The organism is Corallococcus sp. BB11-1 (assembly GCF_026626625.1).
Taxonomy (GTDB): Bacteria; Myxococcota; Myxococcia; order Myxococcales; family Myxococcaceae; genus Corallococcus; species Corallococcus soli.
In genome coordinates this window covers 23,137-35,937 of sequence record NZ_JAPNJY010000030.1, presented here as the reverse complement: position 1 = coordinate 35,937, position 12,801 = coordinate 23,137, and the positions used below count along the sequence as shown (strand labels likewise).

Here is a 12,801-nt window from a genome sequence, read left to right as displayed (position 1 = left end):
CTCTTACTTGCCGGAGAACATGCCCAGCGCGCGGAACTTGTTGTAGCGGTCCTTCACCAGCTCATCCGGGGACAGCTCGGCCAGCTGCCCCAGGTGCTTGCGCAGCATCTTGCCCAGCGCCTCGGCGGCCTTGGGCGGATCGCGGTGCGCGCCACCGGGAGGCTCGGGGATGACCTCGTCGATGATCTTCATCTCCAGGAGGTCCGGCGCGGTGGGCCGCATCGCGTCCGCGGCCTTGTCCGCCTTGGTCGCGTCGCGGAAGAGGATGGACGCGCAGCCCTCCGGGCTGATGACGGAATAGACGCTGTTCTGGAACATCAGCACGCGGTTGCCCACGCCAATGGCCAGCGCGCCGCCGGAGCCGCCCTCGCCCACCACCGTGGAGATGATGGGCACGCGCAGCCGGCTCATCACCTCCAGGTTGACGGCGATGGCCTCCGCCTGCCCGCGCTCCTCCGCGCCGATGCCCGGGTACGCGCCCGGCGTGTCCACGAAGGTCAGGATGGGCTTCTCCATCCGCTCCGCCAGCTCCATCAGCCGGCGCGCCTTGCGGTAGCCCTCCGGGCGCGGCATGCCGAAGTTGCGCGCCATGTTCTCCTTCGTGTTGCGCCCCTTCTGGTGGCCAATGACCATCACCGGCTTGCCGTCGAAGCGCGCGAAGCCGCCGACGATGGAGGGGTCCTCGCCGAAGTGCCGGTCGCCGCACATCTCGAAGAAGTCCGTGAAGAGGTACTGGACGTAGTCCAGGAAGTACGGCCGGGCGTTGTGGCGCGACAGCTGCACCACCTGCCAGCGCGTCAGGTCGCTGAAGATCTCCGTCTGGAGCTTCTTCGCCTTCTTCTCCAGCTTCGAAATCTCGGAGGAGAAGTCCACGGTGCCGCTCGTGGAGAGGACCTTGAGCTCCTCGATCTTCTTCTCCAGCTCGATGAGCGGGCGCTCGAAGTCGAGCGCATAGCCAATGCCGGTTGCCATGGCGCGGAACTAGCACCAGGGTTCGAGCCTTTCAACGCGCAAGCGGTTACGCACCCCTGGAATGTCCCAGGCCCCCGCCCGTCTGGAGCGACATGGTCCTCGCCCTGTCCCTGCTGGCCCTGACGCTGTCCGCCGCCCCCCCCGCCGCCCCCTCGGGCACGGCCCTCAACACCCAGGGCTTCCGGCTGTACCAGTCCGGCCAGTACCCGGAGGCCCTGGCCCGGTTCCAGGCCGCCGCCGAGGCGAAGCCGGACTACGCCCTGGCCCACTACAACGTCGCCGCCACCCTGGGCGTGCTGCGCAAGCAGGGCAAGGTGTGCGAATACAGCGCCCACCGCGACACCATCGTGGAGAAGCTGGCCACCGCCGTGCGCCTGGATCCGCGCCGGCTGAAGCGGGCGAAGGAGGACGCCGACCTGGACGTCATCCGGGACACGCTGGGCTGGCAGAAGCTGCTAGGCCTCACCCCGGCGAAGGTGGCGGACGTGCCCGCGCTCGTGCGCGCGGTGTCCTGGTACGGCCCCGGCGTCGGCGTCTACGGCACCACCCGCGCCCTCAAGTTCCAGGGCAGCGGCAGGGTGGAGTTCTGGCAGCGGGAGGTGGACGACTCCGGCACGCCCCGCGAGTCCCGCACCCAGGGCACGTACACCGTCCGGGGCCGCACAGTGCAGGTGAGGCTCCCGGGCAGCAAGCCCGTCTCCGGCACCCTGAGCACCGGGGGCGTCCTCACCTTCCCGGAGCCGCTGGGCGCCTTCACGGACAGCCCCTCCGAGTGCGACGCCTGAAGCCCGGCCGCGGGAAGTGACGTCCCGCGCACGCCTACACCCGCGCAAGGCCCCATCACCCTGGCGCGCCTGCCTGCCGGTGCCCATCGTGTTCCCCGAGTGGGGGGATGCCCGTGCAAGGACTGAACGCGAGGCAGTGGGGGCTGGTGGCGATCGTCGCGGCGGGGCCGTTCGTGCTCGCCTTCCTCCTGGGCGCGGCGGCCCCGGAGCTGCTGGAGCCGGTGCTCGGCACGCCGCTGGGGGGCCTGAGCTGGATGTTGGCCACCGGGCTGGGCATCGTCGGCGGCGCCCTCTTCGCGCGCATCCTCGCGGCCCTGCAGCGCCCGCGCATCCAGGCGTCTGCGACGTTGCGGCTGGTGGGGACGTTGGGCGGCGCCGGGGCGGTGGTGGGCCTGTGCATCGTGCCGGCGGTGGTGCTGCTGCTGGCCGGCCCCGCCTGGGCCACGCACCTGGACCGGGAACGGCTCCCGGCGCCCCAGGGGCTGCGCTCCCTGCGCTCGAGCGCGGTGGAGCTGGTGGGACAGGCGCGGCGCGTGATTCCGCACCGGCTGCCGCTGTCCCAGTTGCTGCTGCCCGGCCCCCGGTAGCGTGTCCAGGGGCCCGGCCTCGCGTCAGGCCGCCTTGATCTTCGCCGGCGGCGCGGACAGCGCGTACCACGCGGTGCGGAACGCCTTGAGCTCGCGCAGGCCGGCGGGGTGACGGCCCAGCGCGGGCGCCATCGTCACCGGCAGGCCGATCTTCTTCTCGATGGCCTTGGCCGCGTTCAGCTCCAGCTTGCGGCGGTTCTCGCACTTCTCGCAGGTGGACTTGGGGCCCACGCGGTTGACGAGCACCCGCTCCACCTGGAGCTTGCGCTCCTTCAGGTACTCCACCAGCCGCTCCGTGCGGGACGCCGCCAGCTCCTCGCCGCGCGTGACGACCACGAAGCGCGACTCGCTGGGGGACGCCAGCGCGTCCTCGAAGCGCTTCACGTGCTTGATCATCCCCGCGACGTCGTCCGCCAGGTCCGCCAGGCCCTTCGCGCGGTGCTTGTTGAGCACCGCGTGCAGCGCGCCCAGCCACGTCTTCGCCGTGTCCGCCAGCTCCACCACGCGCACGGACATCACCACCGGCGACGAGTCCACCACGATGCGCTTGAAGCGCTCCTGCACCAGCGCGTCCGTGAGCACGGACATGGCCGCCAGCTCGTCGATGCCCGGGGGCGCGCACTCCAGCAGGTTGCGCAGGTAGAGCAGGTCCGCCGGCACGTCGTTGCCCGCCTTGGGCGCGCCCTCGAAGGCCTTCTCCGCCTTCTCCTTCAGCCGCTTGCGCAGGGCGTTGAACCAGCCCGCCATGTCCAGCTCACGCGCGTACAGGCCCTTGGTGCCCTTCACCTGCGTCTCGGTGTCGGTCAGCCGGCTCTGCAGCACGTCCGACAGCGAGTGCGCCGGATCCGTGGAGATGAGGAGCACCGGCCCCTCCTTCTCCGTCAGCGTCACCGCCGCGGCGGCGGCGCAGGAGGACTTGCCCACCCCGCCCTGCCCCACGAAGAAGATGAGCCGCGTGGGCGGCAGCGGGGGCGCCGCGATGGGCGGCATGGAGGGCGCGCGCACCAGCGCCGGAGGGCCCTCCGCCGCGCTGAACTCCAGCGCCTTGGTCTCCTTGCCGGCCGACCACACGGCAGCGAACTCCTTCAGCCCGTCCAGCCCCCGGGGCGCCACCTCGCGGCGGCCCAGCAGGTTCACCGGCACGGTCTTGTCCAGCGCCTGGAACTTGCGCACGTGGGGCGCCTGGAGGCCGCGGCGGCCCTGACACGACGAGCAGCCCTCGTGGTCCTCCACCTGGTTGACGATCACCTCCGTCACCGGCAGACCGCGCTCGCGCAGCTGGGTGAAGTACGAGCGCGTCTGCGCCTCCGGCACCGGCTCCGCCAGCGTCACCAGGTGGAACGCGGTGCGCGCCGGATCCTTCAGCAGCGCGAGCAGCTTCTCCGCCTTCTGGCCCACCTGCTCCAGGAACCCGCCCGACGAGGCCGCGGCCTCCGCCTTCTTGCCCTTGCCACCGGACGCCGGCGCGCGGTCCTGGCCCGCGCGCACGAAGCCCAGGAACTTGCGCAGCTGGGTGGGCAGGTCGAACAGGCGCAGCGTGTGGCTGGTGGGCGCCGTGTCGACGATGATCCGGTCGAACTCGCCCGCCTCCAGCAGCTCCGCGACGTGGAAGAGGGCCACCAGCTCCTCCAGGCCCGGCACGGCCTGCTGGTAGAGCTTGCCCATCTCCTCGTCCGACAGGTGCGTGCCCTTCGACGCCGCCTTCGCCAGCGCCGGGAGGTACTCCGCGAGGAACGGCTTGAGCAACGCGGCGGGGTTCAGCTCCACGCCCCACAGCCCGCCTTCACCCTTGCCCGCCTGCAGCTTGGTGGGCTTCGTCGGCAGCTTCTTCTTCAGCAGGTCCGACAGCGACTGGACCGGATCCAGCGAAACCACCAACACCTTGTGCTTGGGAGCGTCTTCGGAGAGCCTCACCGCGTACGCTGCCGCGAGCGTGGTCTTGCCCACGCCGCCCTTGCCGCCGAAGAAGTGAAGAACTCGCGCGTCGCTCATTGCGTGTAGCCTTCCTGTGCCCCCCCGGCGGCACCCCAGATGACTCACGTCGGACGACCGCGCCCAGGGGGGCGGAAGTGGCCCGGTATGAACCTTCCCGGCCGGGCCCTCACCAACGGGTGGGAGAGGCCGGGAGGATCCCCCGTCCAGGGGTGAAAAGTCAAGAATTGACAGGGGTTTTCGAGACCTCCCCCTGCCCTCCGGGCCGCCCGGGAAGGCCCTGCCCGCGCCACTTCCGGGGCGGTTTCAAGGGCCCGAAATCCCGGGAGGTCCGCCTACCCGTGAGGTCAGCGGGTCAGGTAGCTGCTGCTGGCGCCCAGGGGGCCGTCGTTGCCCTGGCCGCCCAGGCCTCCGCCGCCCGGGGTGCCCTGCGCCCGGTTCTCCGCCGCGTAGCGGTTGAGCTTGTTGTAGAGCGTCTTCTCGCTCACCCCCAGCACCTCCGCCGTGCGCGCCTTGTTGTTCCCGTTGCGCTGCAGACTGCCCAGGATGTACTCGCGCTCCACGGCGTCCAGGCTCAGGCCGAACGGCAGCTTGAACGTGTGGCGCTCCGGGCCCTTGCCGGCCATGTCGGGCGGCAGGTGCTCGCGGGTGATGAGCTCCCCGTCGCAGAGGATGACGGCGCGCTCCACCGCGTTGCGCAGCTCGCGGATGTTGCCCGGCCAGTCGTAGTTCTTGAGCACCTCCATGGCCTCCGGGTGCACGCCGGAGACGCGCTTGGCGGAGTCCCCGCGGAACTTGTCCACGAAGTGCTGCACCAGGATGGGCACGTCGTCCCGGCGCTCGCGCAGGGGCGGCAGGTGGAGCTGGAAGACGTTGAGGCGGAAGTAGAGATCCTCGCGGAAGCGCTGGTTCTTGATCTCCTGCTTCAGGTCGCGGTTCGTGGCGGACAGCACGCGCACGTCCACTTCGATCTCCACCTTGCCGCCCAGGCGGCGCAGGCGGCCCTCCTCCAGCACGCGCAGCAGCTTCGCCTGCAGGTCGATGGGGATCTCCCCCAACTCGTCCAGGAAGAGCGTGCCGCCGTGGGCCATCTCGAAGACGCCCGGACGGCGCTGATCCGCGCCGGTGAAGGCGCCGCGCTCGTGGCCGAAGAGCTCCGACTCGATGAGGGTCGCGGGGATGGACGCGCAGTTGATGGCGATGAAGGGCTTGTCGCGGCGCAGCGACAGGTTGTGCACCGTGCGGGCGACCACTTCCTTGCCGGTGCCGGACTCGCCGCTGATGGAGACGCTGGCCTTGGACGGGGCCACCTTCTCCATCATCTCGATGACCTTGCGCATGCCGGTGGAGCTGGCGATGAGGTCCGTGGAGCCCAGCTGCTTGAGGCGACGCCGCAGCGTCTGCACCTCGCGCATGGTCTCCTTCTTCTCCAGCGCGCGGTCGATGCAGACCTTGAGCCGCGCGGTGTCCAGCGGCTTCACGATGAAGTCGTACGCGCCGTCGCGGATGGCCTCCACCGCGGTGTCGATGGTGCCGCGGCCGGTGAGGAACACCACCGGGCAGTCGGGCAGCTCCTCGCGCAGGTTGCGCAGGAGCCACAGCCCGTCCGTCTCCGGCATGGCCAGGTCCGACAGGACGACGTCGGGCCGGAACTCACCGGCCTTGCGGAGGGCGTCATGCCCGTCGAACGCGGTCTCGACCTTGTGGCCCCACGCGGACAGCATCTCCGCCAGGGCCTCGCAGGTCTCACGTTCGTCATCCACGGCCAGGATTCGTGCGCTGCCCAAGGTGAAAACCTCCACTGCGATGAAGCGTGATGAAACGAAAGAAGCCCGTCAGCGCCCGACCGGGGGGATCAGGCGCGCGGGAAGACGAGGCGGCAGGAGCCCGCCCGGATGCCGAATTCGATGCCCAGCTGGGCCGCCCGGAGCGTCAGGGCCGCCACGGTGTCCGACGCCTGCTCGGGCCCCGTGGAGCCATCCTCCACCTCCAGCACCGCCAGGGTCCCCTCCGTGCGCACCGTGACGACCACCGTGCTGCCGGAGGCCGCGCGGTTGAAGGCCCGCATCAGCACCTGCACCAGGAAGAAGCCCAGCTCGGTGGTGTCCTCCAGCCGCGCCTGCACGTCCGGTTCAATGGCGCGCTGCACCTGCACGCGCCGCCGGCGGCTCTCATGGCCCAGCACGTCCAGCGCCTTGCCGGTGGCGTCCGACAGCGGCGCGTCCCCGGAAGGGCCCGCGCCGCGAAACACGATGAAGTCCGAGAACAGCTTGAGCAGGCCGTCCACGCGCTGGATCTGCTCGCGCATGGCCTTGAGGTTCTTCTCCTGCGTGGCCGGCACCTGGCCGGACTCGCCCTTGAGCTTCTCGGAGAGGACCTCCAGGTGGATGGCCAGCGCGTTGAGCGGGTTGCGCACGTCGTGCAGCAGGCTGTCCATCAGCGCCGGCACGGCGTCGTAGCGGGCAGCGCCCACCACGGGATCCGACACTTCCTGGACAGAGGACACACTGCTGGCCATCGCTGATGAGCTAACCACCTGGAACTCCTCGGAATTTCCGTCGTCCCCACCCCCGCCGCCGCCCTACCGGAGCCAGGATTTAGGGAGCACCCTGGGGATTGGCAACCCTGGGTCGGTAATTCTTGCCGGAGTTCTGAAATTCCCGTGTGGGGACGCACACTTACGAATGCCGCGAAGTGTCCTGCACCCGACGGCCATCCCGTACCGGGCGGGCCGCGTGTCCAGGGTCTGTCCACCCCCGGACATCGGGCGGCCCTCAGGTTCCGGGGGCGGGAGGCTGGGCCGCGGGGCCCACGCCGATGAGCTGGAGGCCCAGGCGGGCCGCGTATTCGAAGATGCGGGGGTCCCGGTAGAACTCGCCGAAGACGATGCGGTTGCAGCCGCTGTTGGCGATCAGCTTGAAGCACGGCCAGCACGGGCTGGCCGTGGTGTAGATGGTCGCCCCGTCGATGGAGACGCCGTTCTTGGCCGCCTGGATGATGGCATTGGCCTCCGCGTGGACGGTGGCCACGCAGTGGCCGTTCTCCATCATGTGGCCCACGTCGTCGCAGTGGGGCAGCCCGCGGATGGCGCCGTTGTAGCCGGTGGACAGGATGGTCTTGTCGCGCACCAGCACCGCGCCCACGTGCTTGCGATCACAGGTGGCCCGCGTGGCCACCTGCTGGGCGATGTCCATGAAGTACTGATCCCAATTGCCCCGAGCGGACATGCGCGAACCTCCGGATGACGTGCCCCCGTGCTCTACCGCCGGGGCACGCCCTGTCCAGTTCACGGGTCCAGCGCGGGACCTGCCACGTCCAGTCAGCGACTGGCGGTCTTCTGCGGACCCGCACCGTCCGCGTCCGTGGCGCGCTCCAGCAGGCGGCCGAAGCCCTTCGCCTGGAGGAAGCCGCGCACCTTGGCGCTGGGCGCGGCGAACGTCTCCCCGGGCATGGGGACATCGAAGCTGTAGTTCTGCGCGGCCACCTCGAAGTCCACCTTCGCGGTGCGGTAGCCCTCCACGATGGCCAGCAGCCGGCCCGTCTCCAGGCTGAAGATGCCGCCCCCGGAGGCCCCGTACCCGATGGGCGCGTCCGTCTTCAGCATGCGCGGGTGCTTCGTCTCCTTGTCCCACTCCACCTGGGACACCATGCCGCCGGAGATGGACAGCGCGCGGCCGTACGGCGACGCCGCCACCACCACGTCCTCGCCCGGCTCCAGCTCGTCGTCCCCGGCCAGCTCCGCCGCGGGCCACGTCACGCCCGGCACGCGCAGGAGCGCCAGGTCCACGTCCGGCACCTGGCCCATGGCGACCACCTCCGCGGCGTATTCGTGCGACTCCGCGCGCCGATCCAACACGACCTTGAGCACCGGGTCCACCAGGTCCCCCTGCTCCACCGCGTGCGCGTTGGTGAGCACGTAGCTGACGGGCCCGGAGGCCCCCACCTCCGTGCCAATCACGACGCCCGACGCCGCGCGGCGCACCTTGCCGCCCTCCGTCGTCACCAGCCGCACGTTGAGCGGGAGGATGCGCCGCACCATGGCCTTGCGCGTCGGCTGGGCCACGGGCGCGGGCATGGAGCGCACGCGCTCCACCACGAAGGGGACCTGCGTGTGCATCACGACCGGGGCCTGCGCCGCTCCCGGAGACGGGGCACTGGCGCACGACACGAGGGCCAACAGGACGGGGGTGCCCAACAGCAACCGGTTCATCAACGCTCCAGGCAGGAAGTGGCGGGACGGGAGACGACGACACACGCGTGGGTGGGTAGCGGTCCCCATCATCCCGAGCCCTGGCCCGGATTGAAAAGCAGGCGGGCAGGCATCCACTTCCGGATGCCTGCCCGCTGTGGTGCTCACGTCACGCGTAGCGCTGGCGCATGAGGAACAGGATGGCGTCCTTCGCGCAGGACTCGCAGTAGCCGTAGCGCTCCGCCATCGTCTTGAGCGTGTCCTGCACCTGGGACTGCTCGCGCGGCGTCAGCTGGTTGCGGTCCTCGGAGAGGTACTTGAGGACGTTCTCCTTGTTCTTGCGCAGCACGCGCTTGCGCTCCTCGAAGTAGTGGTCGCGCAGGCGCTTGAACATGTCCGGGAAGATGCGCGGGTAGTCCATCACGCCGTCCGGGTTGTCCAGCCGGTGCGCGCCGATGGAGGCGATGAGCCCCCGGCGGAAGTCCGCGGGCGCTTCCCCCTGCGGCATGACGATGGCCTCCACCTCCGCCATGCGCGCCTCGTCCGGCTTCTCCGACTCGCCCGTCACGCGGTTGCGCATCTTCTCCCCGCGCACCCAGTGGCTGACGCTCTGGATGTAGCGCTCCACCAGCTCCCGGTACTGCCCCTCCGACACCAGCCCCATGGAGTCGCGCACCTCCGAGTCCACCCGGTCCAGGTACTCGGTCTCCACCACGCGCACGAAGGCCTCATGGTCGTGGTAGCCGTCCATGACCTCCTGGAGGAGGAACTCGTAGACGCTCTTGTCCTTGCAGAGCGCCTGCAGCTCCTCCAGCACCGCCAGCGCGTGCAGGCACTTGTAGTCGGGGTTCTGCGCGGCGTTGAAGAGCGCGGTCTTGATCTCCCGCGCGCTGGCGCCGGAGCGGCCCTCGTAGTTCGGGTAGGACTCCGACTCCTCGTACATCTCCTCGCGCAGCTTGAGCAGCTCCTTGGTGTTCGTCGAGCTCAGGCGGCCGGGCGCCCCACCCTCCTCGTACAGGTGCAGCTTCTCCACCGGCGCCACCTGGTCCACCAGGGGCTTCACGTTGGGCGGGTAGCGGTCCGGGATGGGCTTCTTCAGGCGCGTGAGCACCGCCCACATCGCGGCGACCTCCGTGGCGTGCGGCGCGACGTGCTTGCCCACGCTGGTGGCGGTGATCTGCGCGTCGTAGATCTCCTGCTCGACCTTGTAGCGGCGCAGGTACGGCACGCGCACCAGCTCGATGCGGCCCTTGAACGACGCGAAGTCCGGCAGCTCCTTGAAGGCGGACAGGTGCTTTTCGTTGGAGGATGCGATGAGCACCTCGTCCAGCTGGAGCACGAAGGGCTCCAGGGGCACCTCGCTCGTCTCGCTGAAGCCCAGCAGGTACTTGAACGCCTCCAGCGGGCGCTTGAGCAGGTCCGCGTATTCGATGAGGCCGCGGTTGGCGTGCACCAGGGGGCCGTGCGGCTCGAAGAGCACCGTGCTGTGCAGCGCGGCGGGCAGGTTGAGCTGGGTGCGGTCCGCGGAGATCTGCTGCGCGGCGGCGTCCACGCTCATCTGCGGCTCCACCGTCACCGTGCCCACCTGGTAGCGGCGCGACACGTAGAAGCGCTCCACCTGCACGTGCCGCAGCACCTTCAGGTAGTCGCCCCCGTAGGCGTTCAGCAGCGCGGTGTAGATGCGGCGGCACTTGGCGCACAGCTCGCCGTCGCGCAGGTAGTCGGAGAGGATGAAGTCCCCCGCCTCCCCGTCGCCGTTGCCCAGGCCCTTCTTCTTGAGCGCGCCCTCCAGGAGGTTCTTGCGCTCCGTGGGGGGCACCGCGAAGAGCGGGTGGTCCCTCAGCTCACACGGCATCCGCAGGTCCAGGGACTCCGCGTCCAGGTGGGCGAACGTGGTCAGCTCACCCTCGCCGGAGCCCGTCCCCGGGCGCTCGCCGAAGCCGATGGAGCCCTTGATGAGCTTCTCCGACGGGAAGACCCAGGCGATGCGGTACAGCGCCCCCTGCGGCTGGCGGGAATAGTCCTCCATCCCCTGCTTCAGCGCGTTGACGAGGCTGGACTTCGCGCTGCCGTTGGGGCCGTGCAGCATGATGAGCTTGTTGATGCGGCCGGCGCGCACGAAGTTGCCCAGCAGCCGGTAGAGGGCGTTCTGGACCTCCTCCTGCCCGGCGACGCGGCCGTCCCGGTCGGTGGAGAGCGCGTCGAAGACCTTGAAGCGCCGGATGGTGCCGGTGGGGTGCGGCACCTGTTCGGTGCCGTAGTGGTCCATCACGTCCCGCAGGTACTGCGCCGCGTTGCGCGCCTGGCCTCGCGGGTCCGCGAAGAAGAGCGTCAGGTACTCCTCGAAGGACAGGATGGACCGGTTCTTGACGAAGTCGGCGCTCACCTGCGCGCCCACCTCCTGCAGATAGCCCTTCGCTTCCACGGCGGCTCCCCTCTGTGCGTGGGTGAATCCCTCGGATGTAGCCACGGCGGCTGGCCGTCGCATGTGAACCCCGGGGGATGACCTTCGTTCCCGCCTCCTGGGATGTAAAGCGAGCGCCCCCTCTGTCAGGCCCGGTGTGTTCGGGGGCGAGCGGCCGGCCGGGCCCGGGCCGGTGCCCCGGCGGGAAGGAGGGCGCTTTGCTTCGGGGGGCTGGGACCGGCCTTCGGACGAACGACGGATGGTAAGCGATTCGCGCACCCGGGACGGGTGAGATACGGTGCCGGCTGCTTCCCCCTCGGAACCACGGCAAGCCCCACCCGGAGCCCACACGCGATGCACAAGGAGCCCATCATCGGCATCGACCTCGGCACGACGAACTCGTGCGCGGCGATCGTCGAGGACAGCGGGAACGTCAAGCTCATCCCCTACAAGGGCGGCGAGTACACCATCCCCTCCATCTTCGCCATCGACGACAAGGGCAACGAGCTCATCGGCTTCGAGGCGAAGCGCCAGTGGCAGCTCAACCCGCGCAACACCGTCTACGGTGCCAAGCGCCTGGTGGGCCGCCCCTTCGGCAGTGACGTCGTCGACACGATGAAGAAGGTCGTGGCGTACAACATGCGCCCCGGCCCGAAGAACGAAGTCACCCTGGACGTGGGCAAGAAGGAGTTCACCCTCCAGGAGATCAGCGCCAAGATCCTGGGGAAGATCCGCGAGGTCGCCTCCAACTACCTGAAGATGCCGATCAAGCGGGCGGTGGTGACGGTGCCCGCCTACTTCAATGATCGGCAGCGCCAGTCGGTGAAGGACGCCGGCAAGCTCATCGACCTGGAGGTGGTGCGCATCATCAACGAGCCCACCGCGGCGGCGCTCGCCTACGGCGTGGGCAAGGGGCTGGCGGAGAAGGTCGTCATCTACGACCTGGGCGGCGGCACCTTCGACGTCTCCATCATCGAAATCCGCGACCGCGTCTTCGAGGTGAAGTCCACCGGCGGCGACGTGTTCCTGGGCGGCATCGACTTCGACAACGCCATCATCCACCACGTCCTCAAGGACTTCGCGGCCAAGACGGGCATCGACCTGGCCACGGATCCGGTGGCCATGCAGCGCATCAAGGACCTGGCCGAGCGCACCAAGATTGACTTGTCCGCGCGCGAGGAGGTCCCCTTCAACATCCCCTTCATCACGATGACGGCGCAGGGCCAGCCCCTGAACATCGAGATGAAGTTCACGCGCAAGATGCTGGAGCAGCTGACGAACCAGCTGGTGGACCGCAGCCTCCAGATGGTCGCGCGCGTGCTGGTGGACTCCGGCCTGTCCACCAAGGACATCGACGAGGTGATGCTCGTGGGCGGCCAGACGCGCATGCCCATCGTGCAGGACCGGCTCACCAAGTTCTTCGGCAAGCCGCCCAGCAAGGGCGTCCACCCGGACGAGGCCGTCGCCATTGGCGCCGCGCTCTACGCGCATTCGCTCCAGGACGACACCAACCTGCGCATCCAGCTGTTGGACGTGATCCCCATGGCCATTGGCCTGGAGCGCGGCGACGGCGGCTTCCACGTCGTCTTCCCGCGCAACGCGTCCATCCCCAACGCGAAGCAGCTCCTGGCCACCACCAGCGTGGACAACCAGACGGAGCTGGCCATGCGCATCTACCAGGGCGACCACGACGTGGTGGCGCGCAACGACATGCTGGGCGAGTTCACCTTCTCCGGCATCCCGCCGTCCAAGGCCGGCACGGTGAACGTGGAGATCATCTTCGACGTGAACGTGGAGGGCATCCTCACCATGAAGGCGAAGGACCCCGTCTCCGGCCGCGAGATGAAGACCACCGTGCGCGTCACCCAGAGCTGAAGCGCGCGGTGCCCGCGCCCGGGGCTGTCGTCCCGGGCGCCAGAAACACCACGGCGC

The 12,801-nt window shown here is 69.5% G+C and carries 10 protein-coding genes; 3 read left to right on the top strand and 7 right to left on the bottom strand.

Translation table 11 applies throughout. The features are described 5' to 3' along the window. Positions 1–3 precede the first annotated feature (3 nt). Positions 4–972 carry an acetyl-CoA carboxylase carboxyltransferase subunit alpha gene (locus OV207_RS25915; protein WP_193348685.1) on the bottom strand — a complete coding sequence of 323 codons (969 nt, stop codon included), beginning with the start codon at positions 970–972 and terminating at the stop codon, positions 4–6. A gap of 92 nt (positions 973–1,064) precedes the next feature. Between OV207_RS25915 and OV207_RS25910 the strand changes: the two genes are divergently transcribed. Further along, the gene (locus OV207_RS25910; protein WP_267557778.1) at positions 1,065–1,757 is read left to right on the top strand and encodes a tetratricopeptide repeat protein; all 693 of its coding nucleotides are present in this window, start codon (positions 1,065–1,067) and stop codon (positions 1,755–1,757) included. 107 nt (positions 1,758–1,864) lie between these two features. Further along, entirely contained in the window at positions 1,865–2,344 is a 480-nt protein-coding gene (locus tag OV207_RS25905; protein WP_267557776.1) for a hypothetical protein, read from the top strand. Positions 2,345–2,368: 24 nt separating this feature from the next. Here the strand turns inward: OV207_RS25905 and OV207_RS25900 are convergent, their stop codons facing one another. The 6 genes from OV207_RS25900 to OV207_RS25875 form a co-directional block, all read right to left on the bottom strand. Beyond that, positions 2,369–4,336: an ArsA family ATPase gene (locus tag OV207_RS25900; RefSeq protein WP_193348682.1), complete on the bottom strand. Its 1,968-nt coding sequence runs from the start codon at positions 4,334–4,336 to the stop codon at positions 2,369–2,371. Positions 4,337–4,623: 287 nt separating this feature from the next. Next, positions 4,624–6,063 (bottom strand): enhancer binding protein Nla6, encoded by a 1,440-nt coding sequence (gene nla6 / locus OV207_RS25895; RefSeq protein WP_193348681.1) that lies wholly within the window; start codon positions 6,061–6,063, stop codon positions 4,624–4,626. Between the two features lie 68 nt (positions 6,064–6,131). Continuing rightward, complete coding sequence (locus tag OV207_RS25890) at positions 6,132–6,752, bottom strand: histidine kinase dimerization/phospho-acceptor domain-containing protein (protein ID WP_324291569.1); 621 nt, start codon at positions 6,750–6,752, stop codon at positions 6,132–6,134. Between the two features lie 298 nt (positions 6,753–7,050). Next, entirely contained in the window at positions 7,051–7,503 is a 453-nt protein-coding gene (locus OV207_RS25885) for a deoxycytidylate deaminase (RefSeq protein ID WP_193348679.1), read from the bottom strand. 92 nt (positions 7,504–7,595) lie between these two features. Then, positions 7,596–8,486 (bottom strand): S1 family peptidase, encoded by an 891-nt coding sequence (locus OV207_RS25880; protein ID WP_267557773.1) that lies wholly within the window; start codon positions 8,484–8,486, stop codon positions 7,596–7,598. 148 nt (positions 8,487–8,634) lie between these two features. Then, positions 8,635–10,890, bottom strand: coding sequence for a PrkA family serine protein kinase (locus OV207_RS25875; protein ID WP_267557772.1), 2,256 nt, complete (start codon positions 10,888–10,890; stop codon positions 8,635–8,637). Between the two features lie 333 nt (positions 10,891–11,223). On the opposite strand from OV207_RS25875, the gene OV207_RS25870 reads away from it, so the two are divergent. After that, positions 11,224–12,744 carry an Hsp70 family protein gene (locus OV207_RS25870; RefSeq protein ID WP_193348676.1) on the top strand — a complete coding sequence of 507 codons (1,521 nt, stop codon included), beginning with the start codon at positions 11,224–11,226 and terminating at the stop codon, positions 12,742–12,744. Positions 12,745–12,801 lie beyond the last annotated feature (57 nt).